This window comes from Streptomyces sp. NPDC085460 (assembly GCF_044541975.1).
Taxonomy (GTDB): Bacteria; Actinomycetota; Actinomycetes; order Streptomycetales; family Streptomycetaceae; genus Streptomyces.
Window position 1 is genome coordinate 207575 of the sequence record NZ_JBITTO010000010.1, and the last position, 18018, is coordinate 225592.

Consider the following 18018-nt stretch of genomic DNA (forward strand, 5'->3'; position numbering starts at 1 on the left):
GAGAGTCCTCCTACTCGGGCAACGCCTTGAAGACGGGCTTCTCGGTCAGGCCCGCGTCGTCCTCGCAGCCGAGCTTCCTGACCACGGCGAAAGTGACCGAGTGAAGGACGGTGAGGTTGGCTTCGCGGACAGGGACGGTGTCGGGGAGCTTCGCCTTCCTGAGAGTGAGCGCGCCCTGAACGCGGGCGGGGCGCTTGTCGGAGCCACGGAACCGGGGGCTGACGCAGAAGAGGACGATGTCCGCCCCTCCCGGCCCGGACAGCGCGTCCGCTCCCATGTCGTACCGATGAAGATTCGCCGCGTGCCCCCCTCCCAACGGATCGTCGTCCCTGCGGAGACGCAGCTCGATCTCGAGCCTGCCGGAATTCCCGGGGTGGTTGACCTCGCACAGGTCACGCCCATGCGTCCACAACGGGAACTTCGTGTAGTCCTCGGCCAACTCGTTCGTGACGCGTTCCAGTCCCCCCTCACCCGCCGCCGAGAATCGCTTCGTCTTCAGTACCGTCTCCAGAGCACGGGCCGCCTCGGGTGACAGCGAGCCATCGCACTGCTGCTCGGCCGTGACGCGCTCGGGCTCCGGCTTCTCCCCGGCGCAGGCGGTGGCGAAAAGAGCCACGGCCAAGCCGAAGGCGGCACTCCTCGACGCCCTCCTCGTGCACCTCCGCGTCAGCCTCACACGATCACCCCGTCTCCGGTCCATTGCCGATCTGTCCGGCGAACGAGTTGCCCTTCGCGTAGCCGACGTCCGTGGCCATATAGAGCTGCTGCTTGAACAGACTGCTCACGTCGTCCCGGTGCACGTCGACGAAGTGCCTCGCCGGAGACTCGGCGCTGTGTCTGCCGGCCGTGTAGACGGCCTCCCGTTCCTCACCGGCCTTGTCCTCCGTGGCGTCCTTGTACTCCTCGACGGACTTCTCCGACCAATCCCCGACGACCACTCCCGCCAGGGTTTCCATGGCGCCAGAGGCCGTGTCGACCGCGAGCGGAACGAGGATCGCGGCGGCTCCCGCCGTCGCGGCGACAGGTGGGACGAAGGCGACACCCGCGGCGATGGCCGTCCCCACCCCGAGCTCCACCCACGCGCCCTTCTCCGCCTGAGCCTTCTCGTAGTCCTCAATGGCCTTCTCGCCCTCGGCCTGGATCTGCCCCGCTCGCGACTCGTCCAGCAGCCCCTGAAGCTGAGCGCCCGTCCCTACGGCCGCGAGGGCCCCGCCCTCGTCGATCCGCCCACCGGCGCCGACCTGCGCCTCCAGCACACTCACCGTATAGATGCGATCCGCCGTGGACATCGTCGCGTACGCGTCCGGATGCTGCCCCAGGACGCTCAGGAAGTCGACAGCGAGCCCTCGACCGAAGTCCGGATGGCCCGCCTGGATATCAGCCGCGTCCTTCAGCGATTTACCCTCGACATCCGGTGCGTGGACGGAATCCGGAGCATGGTCGTCCAGGGCCCAACTGAGGTCGTCGATGTATCCGGCGCCCATGTTGCCCAGACTGTCCGCGAGCGCCGAGTGGTGCTTCTTGACGAACTCCGGGTCACCGCCGTACTTCTCCACGACGTCCTTCATGATCTCGGCCGTGGTCGCGTCCCGATGGAGTACAGGATTCGGGTCGTCCCAGGCGTGGCCCAGCGTCGCCGCCTCCAGGGCGTGCCCCAGCGCGTCCGGCATGTACTCCTTGGCCTTCGCGGCGTCGTCCCCGGTGACGTTGTCCGAGAAGGACGCGTACTTCTCGCTGGCGAAGTAGTCGAGATATTTCCCGACATCGTCGCCGCCCTTCCCCTTCCCCAGATCCAGCGCCCCGCCCACGCTCCCGTCCCGCTCGTACGCCGTAGGTTCGGCCGAAAAGAACTGCTTTGCCGCCTCCGGGCTGTGGCCCAGGGCCTCCAGCACGGGGATCACCGGGTCGTAGCCGTGGCCGTTGGCCCCGGACGGGTTGTACGTGCCCTGGGAGCGGGGGCCCAGCATCGTGCGGTCGGGGCGGAAGAGGTCTGGTTCCTTCGCGTGGAGCTGGGTGACGTGTTCGGCGATCGGGACGAGGAACTTCGGGTGGTAGTCGCCGTGGCGGAGGAGACCGCCGAGCAGCTGGTAGCCGTACGGACCGGTGCCGTCGGGGCGGCTGGGGAGCGGGACGCGTTCGGTGCCGAGCCTGCGCAGCTCGGCGGACCACTCCTTCGCCCACCCTTCGTCGCCGCGCGTGGCGTTCGCGAGGTTGAGGCCCAGGTTCTTCTGGAGGGCCTGGACGTCCGCCAGGCGCTCCTTGTCCCGCTGCTCCGAGCCCTGCCCGCCCGTGTCGGACGCCAGCTCGCCGAAGAACTCCAGCGCGCCCTTGGTGCCGAGCCGGTCGTAGAAGGCCCGGGAGAACACCCCCGCCTTCTGGTTGTCGGCGAGCAGTTCGTTGAGCCGCTCCAGCTCCGCGTGCGTGAGGTCCCGGCCCTTCCGGGCCAGTTCGGCGGCCCGCGCGGCCTCCTCGGCGTCGAGGCTCGTGTACGTCGGGGCGCTGAAGTCGTGGGCGTCGCCGGTGATGTTGGCGCGCAGCGCGTTCGCGCAGGCCACGTCGGCGTCGTCGCAGCGCTCGACGACGGCGTCGACGCGGCGTTTCAGGGCGGCCACCTGGGCCTGTTCCTTGCGGTGGGCCAGGTCGAAGTCCGGGTCGTGCCGGGCGCCGACGTCCTCCGCCACCGGATCACGGGCCTCCACCGACCCGTCGCCCCTCACCACCAGTCCCTGCCCCGGCGCCTCGACCTCCACGAGCTTCTTCAGCTCGTCCTGGGCCCGCTTGAACGTCTCGTAGCCGTCCTTCAGGATCCTGTGGATCCCGTCGGCCGCCTTCGCCGCGTCGGTGAACTCCTTAGCCGTCTTGTCGATGAAGGGCTTCGTGACCTCGGCGTTCAGGCCGCGCCAGTCCTCGGCCCTGGCCTGATCGGCCATCGTCCGGCGCGCGTCCTCCGCGAGGTCGTCCAGCTTGCGCTTCATCTCGGACCAGCGGTCCGCCGCGTCCTTCATCCGGGCGAGCGGCGCCCGGTACACGTTGTCGAAAGTCAGCACGGTCCCGTCCGCTCCCCGTCTACGTGAAGTACTCGCTGATCTTGGACACGGACAGGGACGCGGCGATCTCCACGTCGTCCTTCGCGTGCGAGGCCACGCTGTAGTCGAGGTGGTTGGAGATGTGGGCGACCGCGTGCAGCAGGGTGCGGAGCTGGAAGCCCCAGGTCTCCTGGACGGTCGCCAGCGCCGAGCCCGTACGGAAACCGTGGACGGACAGCGCGGTCGCGCCCTCCGCGCTGTCCATGCGCGCGTGGTTGCCGTCCCTCGCCAGCCGGCCGTGCAGCTCGTACGCGGCGTGGCCGATCGCGCCGAGGTGGTCCTGCTTCACGGAGAGGTCGACGCCGGGGCTCCAGCGCCCCTGGTCGGCCGGCAGCCCGTTGAGCCTCATCGCGGCGCCCTTCGCCTGGGCCCACTCGTCCTCGAACGACACGATTCCCCCCGTTCGCCTTTGAGGAGGCGGAGTTTACGCATGCACACGGGCACGCACAGACGTACGCGTCGAATTTCGGACGGAGCCGGTACGTCACGGAACCACGCCCGAACAGGCCGTTTCCTTCGCCTGGTTGAACGTTTACTCCCGCTATCGGCCAACCCCGTCTGCCCCGAATCCATCAGGTCTCCGACCGCCTTTCATGAACGCCATGTGGCAGCCGTGTTGCGGTCCCGTGGCGCGCCTCCGTTCCCCCTTGAGGCCCTCCCCCGAGCCCCCTAACGTCGTCGTTGTCGCCACACCGACACGACCGTGTGCCCGAGTGGTTCAGGGGCTCGTCTGCAAAGCGAGTGACGCGGGTTCGAATCCCGCCACGGTCTCCACGCACCACGCACCATGCACCACGCACCACGCACCACGCACCACGCACCACGCACCACGCACCAACCACCTTGTGCCCGACGTACACGAGTCGGGTGAGCGCGACCCCGGAGGACTGAGCGCGGGGCCTCTCCGCCGCCTCGGTAGGCTCGTCACGGCCCCCGCCGTCGCGGTGGCCGCGAGCGAGTACGGCGGGGGGACGGACGAGTGGGAGCGGCGCGCGCGCACGAGGGTGCCGGCACCGGGACGTCCGGGCGCATCGGGCCGTACCGGCTGATCACCCGGCTCGACCCGCCGGGCTCCCCCGCCCTCCCCTGCCGGCGGTTCGTCGCGCGCGGCGGCGACGGGGAGACCGTGCTCCTGAGCGTCGCGGCGCCCGGGGCCGATCCCGGGGCGTTCGCCGCCGAGGCGGAGGCGGCGCGGCGGCTGCCCGCGCCCTGGTTCGAACCGGTCGGGCGGGTGTCGGGAGCCGGTGGGCGGCAGGCCGGCCAAGCGGCGTGGTACGCCTCGCCGTTCCGGCCCGCGCTTCCGCTGCCCGTCGCGCTCGCCGTGCACGGCGGTCCGCTGCCGGAGGCGACCGTACGGGCGATCGGCGCGGCACTCGCCGAAGGGCTGGCCGCCGCGCACGCGCAGGGCGTCACCCACGCCGGGATCTCCCCCGCCGCCGTCCTGCTCACCGCCGACGGGCCCCGCCTCTGCTGCCACGGGGCCGTCCGCGCGGCCGGACCCGACGGCGTACCCCGCTCCGGGCTGCCGGGGCTCGACCCGGGCGCGCTCGCGCCCGAGCAGGCCACCGGGGGCCGGCCCCGCCCGCCGGGTGACGTGTTCGCGCTCGGCGCCGTCCTCGCGTACGCCGCCACCGGCCACACCGTCCCGGAGAGCGCCGAACTCCCGCCCGCCCTGCGCGCCGCCGTCGTCTCCTGCCTCACCCGCGACCCCGCGCACCGCCCCACCGCCGCCGCCCTGCTGTCCGCGCTGGCCCCGCCCGCCCCGCACGCGACCGTGCTGAACTCCGCAGCGTCGCTCCTCGCGCCCGGCTGGCTGCCCGGCCGGGTGGTGGCCGCGCTCGCCCGCCAGTCCGCCGAACTCCTGGCGGCGGAGACCCCGCCGGAACCGGTCGCCCCGGCAGCCCCCGTCCCCGACGCGGCCCGGGAGGCGGCCTCGCCCGCGCTCCCGTCCCCGGCCTTCGACCCCGCGCCCGGCCCCGCCCTCGAGGCCCGCCACTTCGCCGCGCTCCCGACCGCGCCGGCCGCTGCCACCCCCACACCCCACCCGACAGCCGTCCCCGCACCCCACCCGCCGGCCACCCCCACACCCCACCCGGCGACCACCCCCGCACCCCACCCGACAGCCGCCCCCGCACCCCACCCGGCGACCACCCCCGCACCCCACCCGTACGACCCCCGGCGGACCTGAACCCGATGTTGTCGCCCCTGGCCCATGACGATCCCCCCGCGCTCGGTACGTACCGGCTGCTCGCCCGCCTCGGTTCCGGCGGCATGGGCACGGTCTACCTGGCCCGCTCCCCCGGCGGCCGTACGGTCGCGCTGAAGACGCTGCACGCCCGGCTCGCCGCCGATCCGGTGTTCCGGGGGCGGTTCCGGCTGGAGACGGACGCGGCCCGGATCATCGGCGGGCGGCACGGCGCGGCCGTCGTCGACGCCGACCCGCTGGCGGACACGCCCTGGCTGGCCACCGAGTACGTCCTGGGGCCGCCGCTCGACCGGGCCGTGAAGCTCGGCGGGCCGCTGCCCGAGCCGACCGTCCGGGCGCTGGGCGCCGCGCTCGCCGGAGCGCTCGGGCGGCTGCACGCCTCGGACGTGGTGCACCGGGACCTGAAGCCCTCGAACGTCCTCGTCACCGCGTACGGGCCGAAGATCATCGACTTCGGCATCGCCCGCGCGGCCGGCGACGACCGGATGACCCGCGCCGGGTCGGCCGCCGGCACCCCCGCGTACATGTCCCCGGAGCAGGCGGCCGGGCTCGAACACACCCCGGCCGGCGACGTGTTCGCCCTCGCCGGGGTGCTGCTCTTCGCCGCCACCGGGCACGGCCCGTTCGGCACCGGCACCCCCGCCGACCTGCTCTACCGGGTCCGGTACGCCGAGCCGGACCTCACCGGCCTCCCGCAGGGCCTGCTGCCGCTGCTCGCCGACTGTCTGGCGAAGGATCCGGCGGCCCGGCCCACCACGGACGCCCTCACCGCGCGACTCCACGACGGGCGGGGCGAGTTCGCCGACCACCTGCCGCCGGTCGTCCTCGCCGACATCGCGCGCCGGGCCACCGACGTCTGGCTCCCGCACCCCGACCGTCTCCCGGCCCCCGAGGAGGACCCGTACGCGGCGGAGACCCGGCCCTCCGCGCCGGCCGCCCGCAAGCCCTCCCGGCGGCGCTTCCTCGCGCTCGGCGGCGGCGCCCTGCTCGCCGCGGCGGGTGCGGGCGGGGCGCTGTGGGCGACCCTGGAGCCGGAGCGACCGGCCGGCTCCCAGCTGCCGAAGGCCCCGCTGCTCGGCGACGCCCCCGACTCGCTCTGGAACACGAACCTGCTGCTGCCCGAGGCGGCCACGGAGCGCGGCTTCCCGCTGGTCGCGGGCGACCGGGTCGCGGTGCTCGCCGGGCTCGGCGTCGCCTTCGCCGACGTCGGCACGGGCGAGACGACGGGCGTCTGCACGGTCGACACCGTCTGGCGGACCCTCGCCACCGACGGCCGCGAGGTCTACGCCGTCCCCCGGAAGCCGGAGGCCGACCACCACGAACTGGCCGTCCACACCATCGACACCGGCCGGTACGCGCTCCGCGAGCCCGGCGTCCGGGTCCGGGGCCTCAACGCCAACATGGCGACGACCCAGCTCGGCTGCGCCGCCGACGGGATCGTGTACCTCGCCGGAGCCACCGGCACCCGGGCCGACTTCGGCGAGGCGGCGATCGCGGCCGTCGACGTCCGCACCGGACGGGAGCTGTGGCGCACGCGGCCCGTCGACCCCCGCGAGGACACCCCGCCGTTCATCGGCGCCGCGGTCCGCGACGGGCGGCTCGTCGCCTTCGAACGCTCCGCCGACATGCAGAACTTCTCCGCGCCGCTGCTCGTCGTCCGCGACGCCGGCACCGGCGCGGTCCGCTGGAAGCGGACCGTCCCGTGGGGTTCCGAGGCGCCCTGCCTGGACGACACCCACGTCTACGCCGGCGGCCCCGACCTCGTCGCGTACCGGCTGGCCGACGGCAAGGAGGCGTGGCGGCTCCGGGGCGTCGGGAGCGACCCGTACGCGCCGCCCGTGCTCCGCGAGGGCACCCTCTACACGGTGTCGGAGCAGGGGGCGCACGCCGTCGCGGCCGACTCGGGGAAGGAGCGGTGGCGGGAGCGAGCGCCGCGGGACAACCCGCCCGTGTACACCTCGGAGCAGTACCTCGCGGTGGGCCCCGGGCACCTCTTCTACCGCACCCGCCTCGGCCTCGCCGCGGTGGACCTGGAGACCCGGGGCCGGTCCTGGGTGTACCAGACGGAGGCCGACCACCTCGTCGAACTCCCGGACCGGCAGCGGATGTTCGGCATCGGCGCCGGCTCGCTCCTCGCCCTCCCCCTGAACTGAACCGGGTCCCGATCCGCCTTTCCCGTCACACCGTTTCCCGCCACACCTCTGAATCCCTCACAAGGACGTGACCGACCATGAACCCCCTCGGCTTCGGCGATCCGCTCCGGCTCGGGCCGTACCGCCTCGTCGGCGTGCTGGGCGAGGGCGGCATGGGCAAGGTGTACCTCGCGGCCGGGCGGGACGGCGGGCCCGCCGCCGTCAAGGTGCTGCGCCCCGAACTCGCCCACGACCAGGACCTCGTCCGCCGCTTCGTCCGCGAGGCGCACACCGCGGCGGCCGTCGAGAGCCGGGGCGTGGCCCGGGTGCTCGGCGCCGAGGTGGAGGGCGGACGGCCGTGGATCGCCACGGAGTTCCTGTCCGGGCCCACCCTCGAAGAGGCCGTCGCCCGGTACGGGCCGCTGGACGAGCCGGCGGTACGGCTCCTGGCGGCGGCGCTCGGCGAGACGCTGCGGGACGTCCACGCGGCCGGGCTGATCCACCGGGACGTCAAGCCCGCCAACATCGTGCTCACCGCCGACGGCCCCCGCCTGATCGACTTCGGCATCGCCCGGCCGGAGCACGGCCTGACCCTCACCACCACCGGCCAGATCCCCGTCACGCCCGGCTACGGGGCGCCCGAGCAGGTCCTCGGGCAGCGGGTGACGGGCGCCGCCGACGTGTTCTCGCTGGGCGCGGTGCTCGTGTACGCGGCCACCGGCCGGCGCGCCTACGACGGGCCGCACGTGGCGGCCGTGCAGTACGCGGTCGTGCACGAGCGGCCGGAGCTCGCCGGGCTGCCGCCCGCCCTGCACCCGCTCGTCGCGCCCTGCTTCCAGCACGACCCGGCGCTCCGCCCGGCGCCGGAGCGGATCGCGGCCGCGTTCGCCCCGGGGACGGGCGCGAAGGGCCGGAACGGGCGGAAGGAGCGGGAAGTGTGGCGGCGGGGGCCGCTGCACGAGGAGGCGAAGGCCCGGGAGACGGAGATCCGGCGGCTCACCGCGGCCACCGTCGTCGCCGCCCCCGGGGCCGCCGGCGCGCGCGGCCCGTCCCGGCGGCGGTTCCTCGCGGCCTGGGGCGCGGGCGGCGCGCTGCTGCTGGCCGGGGGCGGCGGTGCGGCCTGGTGGCTGGGCGGCCGGGAGGCGGCGGAGCCTCCGGCGGCGGGCGACGCGCCGGACGCGGCGCTCCTGGAGGGGACGAGCGCGGGCATCCGGCCCACGCCCCTGTGGGGGCCGCTGGACGTCGCCGCGTCGGGGCCCCTGCCGGCGCCGGTGGTCCTGCGCGACGTGGTGGTGTTCGCGGCCCGGGACGGCGGCCTCACGGCGCTGAGGGTGGTCGACGGCACGGCGAAGTGGACCCACCGGGATCTGTCCGCCCGCGCCGGGCAGCTGACGGTGAACGAGGACGAGTTCGCCTGCGCCGACGCGTCCGGGCGCCTGTCGGTGCGGAACGCCTCCACCGGCGAGGAAGCCTGGTCGGTGGCGGACGCCGAGGTCGGGCTGCTGCTCGCCGCCGCGCCCGAGGGCGTCTACTTCCTGACCTCGACGGGGAAGGTGCGGGCCGTGGACACGGCCGGGCGCCGGATCCGCTGGACGGTGGAGTCGGCGGAGGACCCGTCGGGCACCGACGTCCCGCTCGCCGCCGTCGGCCCCGGCCGTCTCGCGCTCTCCGGCACGAACGGCGACCTCACGGTCCTCGACACGGCGGACGGCCGGACGGCGTGGAGCCTGCGGGGCAAGTCGTCCAAGGCCCTCCAGCCGGTGATCGAGGGCGGCACGCTCTACGCCGGCGGGAAGGCGCTCGGCGCGTACGCGCTCGCGGACGGCGCGCGCCGCTGGGAGGACGAGGGGTACGGGGACTGGGGTCCGCCGGCGCTCGACCCCGACGGCCTGACCGCGGTCAGCGGCGGTCTCGCGTACCGGTACGAGAAGGACGGGTCGCGCAGCGAGCTGTGGATCGTCACCCTGGTCAGCCCCTACGCGTCCGATCAGCAGCCGGTCGTGCAGGGTGACTGGATCTGGGTGGTCGAGGGCAATGACAACGAGGCGGGCGTCTCGGGCCTCTCCAAGTCCGCCAAGGACCGCGTCTGGACCTATGAGCGGGAGAACCCGGGCCCCTGGGCGGTGGCCGCCGCCGGGAACCGGGTCTTCCTGCTCAGCAGGGGCAGGATCGTGGCCCTGCCCACGGCCTGACCCGCCCGGTCTCCCGCACGGCCCGGCCCTGCCTCGTCTCCCGCACGGCCCGCCCCGCCCCGCCCTACGGCGTGGCGGCCACCGCCGCCTGGGGCCGGATGGGCAGCCGGTTGACCGGCCGTCCGGTGGCCGCGCGGACCGCCGCCGCCACCGCGGCCGGGGAGGTGACGACGGGCACGGCGCTCGCCGCCTTCGCCCCGAAGGGGGCGACGACGTCCCGCTCCTCGACGAGCTTGACGATCCGGATGTCCGGGGCGTCCAGCGAGGTCGGCAGGGCGTAGCCGGTGAGGTCGGGGTGGCGGACCAGGCCGCGGGCGGTGCGGAGGTTCTCGGTGAGGGCCGCGCCGACGCCCTGGGTGACGCCGGCCTCGATGCGGGTGGCGAGCTGGGCGGGGTTGAGGATCCGGCCGACGTCCTGGGCGACGGCCATCTCCACGACCCGGACCGAGCCGAGCTCGATGTCGACGTCCACGACCGCGCGGATCGCGCAGAAGGCGAGGCCGACGAAGGCGTCGCCCTGCCCGGCCCCGTCGAGCGGCTCGGTGGGGTGCGGGCGGCACTGCGCGGTGGCCCACAGCTCCTTGCCGTTCATCTCCTCGGCGACCGTCGTCGACAGGACGCCGTCGTACGAGGTGATCTTGCCGTCGTTGATCTGGAGCAGTTCGGTCGACATGCCGAACTTGTGGGCCAGCGGCTGGAGGAGCTGGGTGCGGACCATCTTGGCGGCGCGTTCGACGGCGCCGCCGGAGACCCAGGTGTGCCGGCCGTGGGTGGCGGCGCCGGCCGGGGGCTGGTCGGTGTCGACGGGGGCGACGTGGACCTCGTCGACGCCCAGGGTCTCCTGGACGATCTGCCGGGCGAGCGTGGTGAAGCCCGAACCGGTGTCCACCGCCGAGCAGATGACGGTCGCGACGCCGTCGAGGACCCGGACGGTGGCCGTGGAGACCTCGTCGGTGCCCTCGGCGCCGAGCATGTGGACCATGCCGAGGGCGTACCCCACGCCCCGGCGGACGGCGCCGGGTTCGCCCGCGCCCTCCGGGCCGCCGGGCAGCAGCCAGTCCTCCTCGGGGGTGTCCTTGGGGAGCGCGGGCAGCGGGAAGTCCCGTACGGCCGCGAGGAGTTCGGCGACGGGGGCGGGGCAGGTGACGGTCTGGCCGGTGGGCAGCAGGTCGCCGGTGGACATGACGTTCCGCATGCGCAGCTCGGCGGGGTCGACGCCGAGGCGGCCGGCGAGCTTGTCCATCTGCGCCTCGTACGCGGCGCAGACCTGCATCGCGCCCTCGCCGCGGACGTGTCCCGAGGGCGGGTTGTTGGTGCGGACCGCCCAGCCCTCGACGAAGGCGTGCGGGACGACGTACGGGCCGCAGGCGAAGGCGACGGCGGCGGCCAGGGACTCGGAGGAGGAGTCGGCGTAGGCGCCGGCGTCGAGGAGGATCTGGGCCTCGACCTTGACCAGCCGGCCCTCGGCGTCGGCGTGGTGGCGGTAGCGCAGCAGGGTGGGGTGGCGGTGGGCGTGGCCGAGGAAGGACTCCTCGCGGGTGGCGGTGAGCTTCACCGGGCAGCCGGTGCGCAGCGCGAGCAGGCCGAGGGGGATCTGGAAGCCGGGGTCCTCGCGGTCGCCGGTGGCGCCGGGCACGCCGGTGACGACCACCTTGACCTGGTCCGGCGCGAGGCCGAAGCAGGCGGCGGCGAGGTCGCGGTCGGTGTGCGGGTCGGTGGAGGCGGTGTACAGCTCGACGCCGCCGTCGGGGCGGGGCACGGCGAGGCCGGCCTCGGCGCCGATGGGGGCGGGGTCCTGGCGGCCGACCCGGTAGAGCCCTTCGACGACGACCTCGCCGGTGGCCTCGGGGTCGCCGAAGCTGAGCGGGATGTGCCGGATCAGGTTGCCGTCGGGGTGGAGGGGTTCGGCGGCGAACGCCTTCTCCGGGTCGGTGACGGGCTCCAGGAGTTCGTACTCGACGAGGATGGCGGCGGTGGCGAGCCGGGCGGTGTCGGGGTGGTCGGCGGCGACGGCGGCGATGGCCTCGCCGTGGTGGCGGACCAGGCTGTCGGCGAAGACGGGCCGGTCGGCGACGCGCCGTCCGTAGGTGGCCGTGCCGGGCACGTCGGCGGCGGTGACCACGGCCCGGACGCCGGGCATGGCCTCGGCGGCGGAGGTGTCGACGGAGACGATCCGGGCGTGGGCGTGCGGGGAGCGCAGGATCGCGGCCCACAGCAGGCCCTCGGCCCAGAGGTCGGCGGCGTACGGGAAGGTGCCCTCGGCCTTCGCGCGGGCGTCGGCCTGCGGGAGGGAGGCGCCGAGTCCGAGGACGGGGGCCTCGGGCTCCGGGGCGGCGCCGGCGGCCTCCGCGAAGGGGAGCGTGGGAATGGCGGTCGTCGCGTCGCTGCTCACGCCCTGCCTCCGTCGTGCTGGTGCGGGATGCGGGGCGAGGCGTCGTCCTCGCCCGCGGTGGCGTGCTCGGCCGCGGCGGCCCCGCGCTCGGCGACGACGTCCTCGACGGCCTTGAGCACGCCCTTGTAGCCGGAGCAGCGGCAGAGGTTGCCGGCGAGGGCCTGGCGGGTCTCCAGCTCGGTGGGGGCGTGGTTGCCTTCGAGCAGGTCGTGCACGGTCATGCACATGCCGGGGATGCAGAAGCCGCACTGGACGGTGCCGCAGCGGGAGAGCGCCCGCTGCACGTCGGACGGTTCGCCGTCCGACGCGAGCCCCTCGACCGTGCGCACCTCGGAGCCGGCGGCGGTGGCGGCCGGCACCAGGCAGGAGGCGACGAGCCGGCCGTCGACCTGCACGTTGCAGGCCCCGCACTCGCCCTGCGAGCAGCCGTCCTTGGCCCCGGCGAGGCCGAGGCGCTCGCGGAGCACGTAGAGCAGCGACTCGCCGATCCAGGAGTCCGTGACGGGCCGGTCGGCGCCGTTGACCCGCAGCACGTAGGAGGTGTGCGGGTGCTCGTCGCTGTCGACGGAGGTGTACGAGGGCACCGGGGCGTCCGGCACGGCCTCGGGCTCCACGGCGGCGGCGTCCGCCACGACGGGCTCGGGCTCGGGCGCGTGCTCGGGCGCGTGCTCGAACTCGGGCGCGTGCTCGGAATCGGACCGGGGGTCGGGCTCCGGCTCTCCGGCGTACTCCCCGACCGGGGCCTCGGCGGGCTTCTCGACGGCCCCGGGCACCGCCCACGGCGCCGGCGCGCCGCCCGGCAGGGTCGGCGGGGCCTGCTCGTACGACACGTGCTCGGGCACCTCGACGGGCACCTCGACGCGCGCCTCGGCCGGCACCTCCGCGACCGGTTCGGCGACCGGTTCGGCGATCTGCTCCGCGACCGGCTCCGCGACCGGCTCGGCGACGGCGTGCCCGCCCGCGAAGTCGTGCGACGGCGCCTCCGGAACCGGCGGGACCTCCCACTGGCCCGTCCCGCCGCCGAAGTGCCACTCCGCCGTCGCGTGCGGGTCGTGCTCCACGTACGGCCGCGCCACGGGCCCGCCGGCGGACTCCTCGCCGTACCCGTGCGGCAGCGACTCGGGTCCCTCCGTGAAGGGACCCGGCTCGGGCGCGAAGAACTCCACGCCCTCGCCGGCCCGCTCCGCCTGGTGCAGCGGCTGGAGCGGCACGATCATCGGCGGCGTGTACCCGTGGCCGGGGGCCTCCAGGGGGACGCCGTCCAGCATGAACTCCGGCGGCAGGTGGACGAAGGCGGTCGCGCCCTCGTCGTACCCCTCGCTCTGCGGGATCGGCTCCCAGCCGCCCTGCGCGGTCTGGGCCGCGGTCTCGTGCGGCTCGTGGTTGCTGGTGCTCACGACAGGGCCCTCCCCAGTGCCCGGCGGGCGAGTGTGGCGACGGTGCGCCTCAGGTGCAGGACGGCGGGCGGCAGCTGCTCGTCGCCCGGCGGATCGGGGATGCAGGCGGCGGCCACGTACTCGCCGAAGGCGGTCAGCGCCTCCGGGGCGAGCCCCCGGTCGTTGTCCCAGTCGACCAGGGACGCGATCCAGCGCTCGGCCTCCAGCGGGCGCAGCGGCATCGGGGCGACCGCGCCGACGGCGCAGCGGACCCCGCGCCGGGCCGGGTCGAGGACGACGGCGACGGAGGCGGTGGCGCGGGCAGGACCGGTGCGGCCGGTGGCCTTGAGGAAGACCTGGGGGGCGTGCAGCAGCGGCACCCGGACGAAGGCCACGAGCTCGCCGGGGGCGAGCAGGTCGCGGCCGGCGAGGAGGTGCGAGACGGGGAGCTCGCGGCTGCCGAGCGGGCCGACGACGACGAGGTCGGCCTCCAGGGCGGCGAGCACGGGCAGCGAGTCGCCGGTGGGCGCGGCGGTGACGACGTTCCCGCCGAGGGTGCCGGCGTTGCGGATCTGGGGCGGTCCTGCCGCGCGGGAGGCGGCGGCGAGGGCCGGGATGAGGGCGGCGAAGTCGGGGCGGCCCATGCGGGCGTGGGTGAGGCCGGCGCCGAGGAGGGCGTGGCCGTCCTGGTACTGCCAGCCGCGGATCTCGTTGATGCGGCCGAGGCCGACGAGCCCGGCGGGGCGGAGCTGGCCGCGGTTGACGGCCGCCATCAGGTCGGTGCCGCCGGCGACGGGCACGGCGGCCGGCATGGCGGTCAGCGCGGCCACGGCCTCGTCGAGCGAGGCGGGCAGCGTCACGGACTGCGCCGTCTGTGGTGCGTGCGTGGTCAACCCGCTGCCCCTTCCCGGTTGTCCCGGTCCGTCCCCGACTGTGCCCGGCCGCCGCGCCTGCGAGCGGGCGCACGGCGCGCCTGTGTGTGGGCGTACCGTACGTGCTCACAGGCCGGACGTGGCAACTCTGGCACATCTTCCGAGCCGTCCGGAGCGAGGGGCCGCGCGCGCCCCCTCCCGCCGGGGCGTCCGGGACACCCGGGACGCCCGGGTTGTCCGCAGACACCCCCGGACGCCCCGGGACGTCCTGACAGAGAAGGTAACTCCCGTTTCGCCGCTCCCGGGTGACCCCGGGACGCGAGGTGGCTCACACGATCGGGGGCGGCCCGTCGATCGGGCGGCCGAGGAGGCCGGGGCGGCGCTGCCAGGGGGCGGGGCCGCCGGGCGGGCGGTAGGCGACGCCGAGGGCGTCGAGGCGGCGGTAGTGGGTCTCCATGCGGCGCAGGAAACCGGCCGTGTCGCGGTCGGCGGGGGCGGGCAGCGCGGACCAGGCGACCTCGGCGAAGGCGGCGAGGCGGGGGAAGACCTGGTAGTCGACGCGGGCCCGGTTCTCCATCACCTCGGTCCACACGTTGGCCTGGGTGCCCAGGACATGACGGGCCGCCGCCTCGGAGAGGCCGGGCGGCACGGGCTCGAAGCGGTGGACGTCCTCCAGGGTGCGGACGAAGCCGATCGGCACGGGCTCGTCCTCCCCGCCGTCCTGCCGGTGGTCGAGGTAGACCTGCTGCTCCGGGCACATGACGACGTCGTGCCCCGCCTCGGCGGCGGCGATCCCGCCGCCGTAGCCGCGCCACGACGACACGGCCGCGCCTTCCGCGAGGCCGCCTTCCAGGATCTCGTCCCAGCCGATGAGCCGGCGGCCCCGGTCGGCGAGCCAGCGGTCGAAGTGGCGGATGAACCAGGACTGGAGCCCGTCCTCGTCGCCCACCCCGAGCTCCCGGATGCGGGCCTGGGCGGCCGGGGAGTCCTTCCACTGGTCCTTGGGGCACTCGTCGCCGCCGATGTGGACGAAGGTGCCGGGGAAGAGCGCCAGGACCTCCTCCAGGACGCCCTCGTAGAAGCGCAGCACCTCCTCGGTGGGGGCGAGGACGTTCGGGTTCACGCCCCAGGTGTCCCAGACGGTGAGGGCGGCGGTGTCGACGGCGTCGGTGTTGCCGAGCCAGGGGTAGGCGGCGATGGCGGCCTGCGAGTGCCCGGGGATGTCGATCTCGGGGACGACGGTGATGTGCCGCTCGGCGGCGTACGCGACGATCTCCCGGATGTCGTCCTGGGTGTAGTAGCCGCCGTGCGGGGTGTCGTCCCAGAGCGGGGAGGCGCGGTGGCCGCGCTTGGAGCGGGCCCGCCAGGCCCCGACCTCGGTGAGGCGCGGGTACCGCTCGATCTCGATCCGCCAGCCCTGGTCGTCGGTGAGGTGGAAGTGGAAGACGTTCAGCTTGTGCGCGGCCATCAGGTCGAGCAGCCGCAGCACGTCCTCCTTGGCGGTGAAGTGCCGGGACACGTCGAGGAGGAGACCGCGCCAGCCGAAGCGGGGGCGGTCGGCGACCTCGGTGTAGGGCAGCCGCCAGGTCCGGCCGGGCAGCGGCGCCCGCCGGTACGCGTCGGGCCCGAGGAGCTGGCGCAGCGTCTGGGCGCCCCAGAAGAGCCCGGCGGGCCCGCCGCCGTCGAGGAGGACGCCGTCGCCGGTCACGGAGAGCCGGTAGCCCTCGGGGCCGTACTCCCGCGCCGTCTCCGGGGAGAGCCGCAGCCGGACGGCGCCGGGCCCCTCGCCGTCGGGGAGGGGCAGGCCGGTGGCGGCGCCGAGGACGGAACGGAGCCAGCGGGCGGTGGCCCCGGTGCCGGGTCCGGCGTCGAGGGCGGTGGTCGCGTCGAGCGGGAGCAGGCCCTCCTGGTGGACGGCCGTCAGGGGCTCGGGGATCAGGTCCGTATCTGCCATCACGTCAGTCCTTCACCGCCCCGCCCAGTCCGGAGACCAGGCGGCGCTGTACGAGTACGAAGAAGACGAGCACCGGGATCGTCATCACGGTCGACCCGGCCATGATTCCTCCCCAGTCGTTCTCGTCGGGCTTGAAGAAGACCAGCAGCGCCATCGGGAGGGTGGACTGCGAGGTGTCGCTGATGAGGAACGACTTGGCGAAGAGGAAGTCGTTCCAGGTCGAGATGAACGAGAAGACGCTCGTCGCCACGAGTCCCGGCAGGACCAGCGGGAAGAGGATCGTCCAGAGGAAGCGGGCGTGGCTCGCCCCGTCGATGCGGGCCTGCTCCTCCAGGGCTTCCGGCACGGCCCGGACGAAGCCGCGCAGCATCCAGACGGCGAACGGCAGCGAGAAGGCGATGTGCGGCAGGACGAGCGAGCCGAGGGTGTTGAGGAGCCCGGCGTCCCGCATGAGGAAGAAGAGCGGGATGGTCAGCGCCTCGACCGGCACCATCTGCGCCACCAGGAACATGATCAGGAGGGTGGTGCGGAACCGGAAGCGGAAGCGGGTGACCGCGACCGCCGCGAGGAAGGCGATGACGGCGGAGGCGAGCACCACGGCGGTCGCCACCATCAGGCTGTTGAGGAAGTAGCGCCCGAAGTCCTGCTGTTCGAAGACGCGCCGGAAGGAGTCGAGCGACGGCGCGAGCGTCCACGGCCGGGGCTCGGTGGACTGGATCTCGCCGGCCGGCTTGAAGGCCGAGAGGACCATCCAGTACAGCGGGAAGGCGACGACGACGGCGGTGAGCAGGGCCGCCGCCTCGGCGAGCAGCCGCCCGGGGCGGCGGACGCCGGGTATCCGGAAGGTGGTCACAGGTCCTCCCCCTGGCGGCGCAGCAGCCGCAGGTACACCAGGGTCACGGCGAGCAGGAGCAGGAGCATGACGACGCCGATCGCCGCGCCCAGGCTGTACTGGGAGGAGGCGAACGCCTGCTGGTAGGCGTAGACGTTGAGGACGAGGTTCTGGCCGGCGATGCCGCCTCCGTTGGTCATCACGTAGATCTGGGTGAACACCTTGAAGTCCCAGATGACGGACTGGATGGTGACGACGGCGAGGATCGGGCGGAGCAGTGGCGCGGTCACGGTGCGCCAGATCCGCCACTGGGACGCGCCGTCGAGGGCGGCGGCCTCCAGGACCTCGGTGGGGACGGCCCGGATGCCGGCGTAGACGGTGACCATCACGAAGGGGAACGAGCACCAGACGACTTCGAGGAGGACCAGCGCGAAGGCGCTGTACCGCCCGTAGGTCCAGGAGAAGTCGCCGAGGCCGAGGAGCTTGTTGACGGGTCCGAAGTCGGCGTCGAAGAGGAAGACCCAGACGGTGGAGCCGGTGACGGCGGGGGTGGCCCAGGCGCCGAGCGCGGCGAGCATCAGGGCGAGCCGGGGCAGCGCCCGTACCCGGGTGAGGAGGACGGCGAGGGCGCAGCCGACGGCGAGGGTGCCGGCCACGCAGGCGGCGGCGAAGACGACGGTGGCGAGCAGGACCTGCCGGAACTGCGGGTCGGTGAAGAGGGCCGTGTAGTTGCCGAGGCCCTGGAAGGAGGTGGGTTCGCCGCCGCTGACCTGGGCCTGGGTGTACTCCAGGAAGGAGATCAGGCCGAGCTGGTAGACGGGGTAGACGAGGAGGGCGCCGAGGACGGCGAGGGCGGGCAGGAGGTAGAGCCAGGGGGTCCAGGCGGAGGTGCCGGTACGGCTCCGGGGGCGGCGCGCGGGGCGCTTCGGGGCGTCCGCCGGGGCGGGCGGGGCGGGGGCGGTGAGCGTCATGCGGG

12 protein-coding genes and 1 tRNA gene are annotated in these 18018 nt (G+C 74.6%); 4 read left to right on the forward strand and 9 right to left on the reverse strand.

Annotated features, from left to right (window positions below):
- Positions 1-10: 10 nt before the first annotated feature.
- The 3 genes from ACIGHB_RS26520 to ACIGHB_RS26530 all read right to left on the reverse strand — a co-directional run bounded on the left by ACIGHB_RS26520 (position 11) and on the right by ACIGHB_RS26530 (position 3477).
- Positions 11-616 (reverse strand): hypothetical protein, encoded by a 606-nt coding sequence (locus ACIGHB_RS26520; RefSeq protein WP_399916381.1) that lies wholly within the window; start codon positions 614-616, stop codon positions 11-13.
- Positions 617-680: 64 nt separating this feature from the next.
- Positions 681-3047, reverse strand: coding sequence for a hypothetical protein (locus tag ACIGHB_RS26525; protein ID WP_399916383.1), 2367 nt, complete (start codon positions 3045-3047; stop codon positions 681-683).
- Between the two features lie 19 nt (positions 3048-3066).
- Positions 3067-3477: a hypothetical protein gene (locus tag ACIGHB_RS26530; RefSeq protein WP_399916385.1), complete on the reverse strand. Its 411-nt coding sequence runs from the start codon at positions 3475-3477 to the stop codon at positions 3067-3069.
- A gap of 308 nt (positions 3478-3785) precedes the next feature.
- Between ACIGHB_RS26530 and ACIGHB_RS26535 the strand changes: the two genes are divergently transcribed.
- The 4 genes from ACIGHB_RS26535 (at position 3786) to ACIGHB_RS26550 (ending at position 9616) form a co-directional block, all read left to right on the forward strand.
- Positions 3786-3860 (forward strand) — tRNA-Cys (locus ACIGHB_RS26535).
- A gap of 205 nt (positions 3861-4065) precedes the next feature.
- On the forward strand, positions 4066-5274 hold the full coding sequence (locus ACIGHB_RS26540; protein WP_399916387.1) for a serine/threonine protein kinase: 1209 nt from the start codon (positions 4066-4068) through the stop codon (positions 5272-5274).
- Between the two features lie 5 nt (positions 5275-5279).
- On the forward strand, positions 5280-7445 hold the full coding sequence (locus tag ACIGHB_RS26545; RefSeq protein WP_399916389.1) for a protein kinase: 2166 nt from the start codon (positions 5280-5282) through the stop codon (positions 7443-7445).
- 77 nt (positions 7446-7522) lie between these two features.
- Complete coding sequence (locus ACIGHB_RS26550; RefSeq protein ID WP_399916391.1) at positions 7523-9616, forward strand: PQQ-binding-like beta-propeller repeat protein; 2094 nt, start codon at positions 7523-7525, stop codon at positions 9614-9616.
- Between the two features lie 64 nt (positions 9617-9680).
- On the opposite strand, the gene ACIGHB_RS26555 is transcribed toward ACIGHB_RS26550, so the two are convergent.
- The 6 genes from ACIGHB_RS26555 to ACIGHB_RS26580 form a co-directional block, all read right to left on the reverse strand.
- Positions 9681-12008, reverse strand: coding sequence for a xanthine dehydrogenase family protein molybdopterin-binding subunit (locus ACIGHB_RS26555; RefSeq protein ID WP_360312003.1), 2328 nt, complete (start codon positions 12006-12008; stop codon positions 9681-9683).
- The gene (locus tag ACIGHB_RS26560; RefSeq protein WP_399916394.1) at positions 12005-13405 is read right to left on the reverse strand and encodes a 2Fe-2S iron-sulfur cluster-binding protein; all 1401 of its coding nucleotides are present in this window, start codon (positions 13403-13405) and stop codon (positions 12005-12007) included. The genes ACIGHB_RS26555 and ACIGHB_RS26560 overlap by 4 nt, the downstream gene beginning before the upstream one ends.
- Entirely contained in the window at positions 13402-14277 is an 876-nt protein-coding gene (locus ACIGHB_RS26565) for an FAD binding domain-containing protein (protein ID WP_360311999.1), read from the reverse strand. Before ACIGHB_RS26565 ends, ACIGHB_RS26560 begins: the two co-directional genes overlap by 4 nt.
- Before the next feature lie 307 nt (positions 14278-14584).
- Positions 14585-16210, reverse strand: coding sequence for a beta-N-acetylhexosaminidase (locus ACIGHB_RS26570; protein WP_399916397.1), 1626 nt, complete (start codon positions 16208-16210; stop codon positions 14585-14587).
- A gap of 4 nt (positions 16211-16214) precedes the next feature.
- Positions 16215-17063, reverse strand: coding sequence for a carbohydrate ABC transporter permease (locus ACIGHB_RS26575; protein WP_360311995.1), 849 nt, complete (start codon positions 17061-17063; stop codon positions 16215-16217).
- Positions 17060-18013 (reverse strand): sugar ABC transporter permease, encoded by a 954-nt coding sequence (locus tag ACIGHB_RS26580; RefSeq protein ID WP_360311993.1) that lies wholly within the window; start codon positions 18011-18013, stop codon positions 17060-17062. Before ACIGHB_RS26580 ends, ACIGHB_RS26575 begins: the two co-directional genes overlap by 4 nt.
- Positions 18014-18018 lie beyond the last annotated feature (5 nt).